This is a genomic window from Okeania sp. SIO3I5 (assembly GCF_010672085.1).
Lineage (GTDB): Bacteria > Cyanobacteriota > Cyanobacteriia > Cyanobacteriales > Microcoleaceae > Trichodesmium.
Map to the genome: position 1 here is coordinate 1 of NZ_JAAHHT010000432.1, position 3,786 is coordinate 3,786.

The window sequence follows — 3,786 nt, forward strand, 5'->3', positions numbered from 1 at the left end:
ATAACTCCCCTGATCATAGACAAATTCCCCACTAGAAAAATTCCCATTATTTTGCCAAGATTGAGACACCAAGTCAGAAAAATCCTCCAGGGCGATTTTCGGAATTTACTCATTTTATTTGAGGAGGGTACGAGGTGATAATTTTCTAGGGCGTGTCATCAATTAAAGAGGTTGACATTAAGGGTGATAGTATGATCCATGAAGAATAACATCAAAGAGGAATGTTCTAAATGGCTAGACGTTATGGGTTACGGGATGACCAATGGGAACGCATTCAAAATTTACTACCAGGGCGTAAAGGGACTGGTTGATGGACAGCATTGGACAACCGCCTCTTTGTAGAAGCTGTTTTATACAGATATAGAGCCGGAATTCCTTGGAGAGACTTACCAGAAAGATTTGGAGACTTCCGGGTTGTCCATACCCGTTTTAGTCGCTGGAGTCGTTCAGGGGTCTGGGAAAGACTATTTCAAGCTCTAGCTGAGGATGCAGATAATGAATATGCCATGATTGATGCCACAATTGTTCGTGCTCATCAACATAGTGCGGGGGCCAAAAACAGTAGGGCAGAAGAAGAAGATATTGGCCTAAGCATTGGGGGATTGAGTACCAAGATACATGGGTTAGTAGATGCTCGCTCGTAATCCCACCCATTTTTTTGACTCCAGGCCAAGCCTGCGACTTAGATGGAGCAGATGTTCTCTTACCGATTGTAGAGGCTGAAGCAGTGTTGGCTGATCAAGCTTATGATACTCATAAGCGGGTAATTAGACCTTTGGCTGAAAGAGGAATCGAAGTAGTAATTCCACTATTATAAAAACCGGAAAGAAAGCCGTCACTATGATGAGATATTGTACAAAGCACGCCAAAAGAATTGAAAATTTCTTCGCCAAGCTCAAACAGTATAGAGCGTTGGCGGAGCCTAGCGGCAGCTATATCGCTACTAGGTATGACAAGCGTTCAGTTAACTTTCTAGGAGGAATTCCTACAGGTAGCCTCAGTTATTTTATTAGCATAGCGATCGCTATCTCTACAGATCATACAATACCCCTAAATGTCAAGGTTTTTAATTGATGACACGCCCTAGAAAAATTCCCATCATTTTGCCAAGATTGAGACACCAAGTCAGAAAAATCCTCCAGGGCGATTTTCGGAATTTATCCATTTTATTTGAGGAGGGTACGAGGTGATAATTTTCTAGCTCTACTAATTTTTTTTGAGTCGGGAAGCAGAAGATAACTCCCCTTTCATAGAAAAATTCCCCACTAGAAAAATTCCCATCATTTTGCCAAGATTGAGACACCAAGTCAGAAAAATCCTCCAGGGCGATTTTCGGAATTTATCCATTTTATTTGAGGAGGGTACGAGGTGATAATTTTCTAGCTCTACTAATTTTTTTTGAGTCGGGAAGCAGAAGATAACTCCCCTTTCATAGAAAAATTCCCATTATTTTGCCAAGATTGAGACACCAAATCAGAAAAATCCTCCAGGGCGATTTTCGGAATTTATCCATTTTATTTGAGGAGGGTACGAGGTGATAATTTTCTAGCTCTACTAATTTTTTTTGAGTCGGGAAGCAGAAGATAACTCCCCTTTCATAGAAAAATTCCCATTATTTTGCCAAGATTGAGACACCAAATCAGAAAAATCCTCCAGGGCGATTTTCGGAATTTATCCATTTTATTTGAGGAGGGTACGAGGTGATAATTTTCTAGCTCTACTAATTTTTTTTGAGTCGGGAAGCAGAAGATAACTCCCCTTTCATAGAAAAATTCCCCACTAGAAAAATTCCCATTATTTTGCCAAGATTGAGACACCAAATCAGAAAAATCCTCCAGGGCGATTTGATGAGACTTTTGTTTCAGCGATAATAAATCATAAGCTATTTTTCTTAATTCATCATCTGAAAAATTCATATACTTATGAGTTTCAAATTCTATTTTTTTAGCCAGTTCATCAAGCCCAAATAGTCTAAACCACCAACTATCACTAGAAATTTTATTTGTGGTATTTGGATGAAGTGAAAGGCTAATAGCAACAATGTAAGCTGAACATCAAAACGGTCGATTATCTGTGGCTGTCTCGAAGCAACGAAACTTATGTTTGTTTCCTTTTAGCAAGTTAAGCCATTTAAGCCGATTTTCATAAACCTGTTGAAATGGATTTCTATCTTCACTACCTACAATATACCCACTTGGCGTACACCAATCACCATTCTCAGATGCGATAAATGGTTCATGGCATTCTTTTAATTCAATAGGAATAATCGCATCATTTTTGAGGACTGTTAAATCAATCTGACGGTTTTCAATATAATAATCCATTAAAACTAAATGGAGTTTCTCTTCATTACCGAATCGAAACTCCATATCATCCAAAAATCTTTCTACAGCTTCTCGCTCATAGGATGTATCAAAATTTTTTCCCATCCAAATTTCAATAGTCATTGCGTCTATCCTTAACCTACTAAAATTTATCTTTACTATAAATCAATACTGGAAAATCAAAAATTATTTCCCAAATTCAATCCTCTATGGTTTAATGGTAAATAATTATCCAACTTTATCTTTAATATGCTCCGAAACAGTATAGCAATTATCTTAAGTTGAGATTTTATGATTACCTAAAATCTCCTACTAATATTACTATTAAAGTTAATACTGGAAAATCAAATATTGCCAAATTCAATTCTTTGTGGTTTCATGGGTAGTTGGTTATCCAGTTTATCCTTGATCTGCTCCGAAACAGTTATGAAAGATATAAATACAGAACCAAATAAAGTTGGTACAACAGAAGCAGCATTTCTTTTAAATATTTCTACTGCTAGACTCAGGTTACTTCTCAGGCAAGGTCGCCTCAAAGGAGCCGAAAAAGTCGAACGGTTCTGGGTAATTCCTTTAAATAGTAGAGGAATGCCAGAAATTACACCAGGTCGTCGAGGTCCTCAAGGAACTTGGAATAAAGGATTCCGTACAGGCAATACTTTTATCCATGTACTGCGAAGAGAAATTGACCATAACCGAGACCACGGTACTTCCCTTCCAGCCATCTCTGTCAAACAAGGAAACAGAAACGATTACTGCCACGAAGTAGAAATTCTCGGAAATTGCAAAATCGTCTATCGACCTCATAAACCTAACAGAAGTCAAGCAGGTGGCGCTCGTCTGTGGATTGAGACAGAGCCTGATGTTGAAATTATTCGCAAATTTTTCCGAGATGTAGAACTCGAAGAAGACAAACCTCAAGGCTTTGGTTAGCTTTGACTCTGATTTTTTAGCAAAACAAGATTTTTCTCCATATATATATAGTATTCGGTGTTGGCTTCTTTAATTTTTAGGCTGACATTGCAAATTGTTATGGAAATAATTCCGATATTTCTGGCAGTACCAAACTTCCTCAAAATTATTTCTTGAAAGTAGGTGAGCGATCGCCCGTATCTATAAAATATTTTGGTGGTGGTGCTGAGGAATGGTAGAGAGAGTGTGGTTCGTGTGGGAAGTTGGTTCGTGTGGGAAGTTGGTTCGTGTGGGAAGTTGGTTCGTGTGGGAAGAAATTACAAAACTTATGTATCTTCGCCATTCCTCAGCAGGACTACCAATATTTTCTCTAGCAACTTTTTTCCCCTAACCTCATAAATAATAAATATATAGATGGAATGGCTACCAATGCCTGAAAATTTTCTGCGCCAAAAATTGTTCTGGAGCCTTCTGTAATTCAGGTTTTTATGCGCCCGAATTGCTTTTTCTAGATACTGGCAAAATTTGAGGTTGTAAGTATCAAAAAAAA

The 3,786-nt window shown here is 38.0% G+C and carries 5 protein-coding genes and 1 pseudogene; 3 read left to right on the top strand and 3 right to left on the bottom strand.

Going from position 1 to position 3,786, the window contains the following annotated elements; genetic code table 11:
- The first annotated feature begins 230 nt into the window (after positions 1–230).
- Positions 231–1,074, top strand: a pseudogene (locus tag F6K40_RS39210) (IS5 family transposase).
- On the opposite strand, the gene F6K40_RS39215 reads toward F6K40_RS39210, so the two are convergent.
- The 3 genes from F6K40_RS39215 to F6K40_RS39225 all read right to left on the bottom strand — a co-directional run bounded on the left by F6K40_RS39215 (position 1,067) and on the right by F6K40_RS39225 (position 2,447).
- On the bottom strand, positions 1,067–1,303 hold the full coding sequence (locus F6K40_RS39215; RefSeq protein ID WP_293145418.1) for a hypothetical protein: 237 nt from the start codon (positions 1,301–1,303) through the stop codon (positions 1,067–1,069). The pseudogene F6K40_RS39210 and the gene F6K40_RS39215 overlap by 8 nt on opposite strands.
- A gap of 292 nt (positions 1,304–1,595) precedes the next feature.
- The gene (locus tag F6K40_RS39220) at positions 1,596–1,916 is read right to left on the bottom strand and encodes a hypothetical protein (RefSeq protein WP_293145421.1); all 321 of its coding nucleotides are present in this window, start codon (positions 1,914–1,916) and stop codon (positions 1,596–1,598) included.
- Positions 1,917–2,054: 138 nt separating this feature from the next.
- Positions 2,055–2,447 (bottom strand): nuclease-related domain-containing protein, encoded by a 393-nt coding sequence (locus F6K40_RS39225; protein ID WP_293145424.1) that lies wholly within the window; start codon positions 2,445–2,447, stop codon positions 2,055–2,057.
- A gap of 228 nt (positions 2,448–2,675) precedes the next feature.
- Between F6K40_RS39225 and F6K40_RS39230 the strand changes: the two genes are divergently transcribed.
- Positions 2,676–3,257: a DNA-binding protein gene (locus F6K40_RS39230; RefSeq protein WP_293145426.1), complete on the top strand. Its 582-nt coding sequence runs from the start codon at positions 2,676–2,678 to the stop codon at positions 3,255–3,257.
- Between the two features lie 211 nt (positions 3,258–3,468).
- The gene (locus F6K40_RS39235) at positions 3,469–3,627 is read left to right on the top strand and encodes a hypothetical protein (protein ID WP_293145429.1); all 159 of its coding nucleotides are present in this window, start codon (positions 3,469–3,471) and stop codon (positions 3,625–3,627) included.
- Positions 3,628–3,786: the final 159 nt, after the last annotated feature.